The sequence below is a fragment of the Tepidibacillus decaturensis genome (genome assembly GCF_001561915.1).
Classification (GTDB): domain Bacteria; phylum Bacillota; class Bacilli; order Tepidibacillales; family Tepidibacillaceae; genus Tepidibacillus_B; species Tepidibacillus_B infernus.
In genome coordinates this window covers 1,622,967-1,623,785 of sequence record NZ_LSKU01000001.1, presented here as the reverse complement: position 1 = coordinate 1,623,785, position 819 = coordinate 1,622,967, and the positions used below count along the sequence as shown (strand labels likewise).

Genomic DNA, 819 nt, shown 5'->3' with positions numbered 1-819 from the left:
TAAACACCAATTAAGTTATTTTCATGGGGGAATGAGCATGTTAATGTATCCAAAGGAATATCTAGATTTTTCCCATTTGGTGAAGCAGTATGTGATTCTACATATTATGCTTAAAGTACTGGAATTCGACCGTAAAATGATTCAACAATCGGCTTGTAAATTAACAAGGGTTTATCAAGATACATTATTTGAGGTGCAAAAGAAAATCGAAAAAGATTTACGATCGATTAAGAGACAAATGAAAGAGTTAGGAGGGATGGTAATTGAAGAAGAACAACAACGGACGGTTCGCATTGTAAAAGCAAAATTTCGCGGTTTTATCTATACACACCGATTCTTAAATTACATGCTACAGGCTGAAAGTGAACAATTGTTTAAATCCTATGTATCGCAAGGGGATGACCAGAAAAAATGATCAGCCTGATGAAATCCTGCCCCAAAATGGATATAATAAAAATGGAAAAAGGTTACAAGAAAATCAAGATAGAGAAATAGGAGTGAAAAAGCAAATGACAAAGGAAGAAATCCTAAAGGAATTACAGGAAAAAGAGTTAGACGATATCATTGAATTGATTGAGGATGCCGAAAATGGATACCTAGAGGAATTGGAGCTAGTTGAACAAATTGGCTTAATGTATGACCCAAAACTAAATGAAGAGGTTCTAAACCTTTTAAAAAGCCTAGGCGTAAAAATCACTTACGTCGAGGCCGATGATGAGGAAGAGGAATAGAATGGGGAAAGGACAAGGCAGATTTACCCTTCCCGGAAGGATGTGCCTCTACTTTGAGCTTGTGGGAGCCATCCTTTTTTCACCCCTT

General features: G+C 36.6%; 2 protein-coding genes. Both read left to right on the top strand.

All coding sequences use genetic code 11. The features are described from left to right. On the top strand, nt 1-415 hold a 415-nt coding region (locus tag U473_RS07750; RefSeq protein WP_235589080.1), incomplete at its 5' end, for a hypothetical protein. Next, nucleotides 399-731, top strand: a complete 333-nt coding sequence (locus U473_RS07745) for a hypothetical protein (RefSeq protein ID WP_308789543.1) — start codon at nt 399-401, stop codon at nt 729-731. The genes U473_RS07750 and U473_RS07745, both read left to right, overlap by 17 nt. Nucleotides 732-819: the final 88 nt, after the last annotated feature.

What these genes read in the sequence shown, in the direction of transcription:
- U473_RS07745 (WP_308789543.1), top strand. Translation starts at nt 399, where the DNA reads ATGACCAGAAAAAATGATCAGCCTGATGAAATCCTGCCCCAAAATGGA.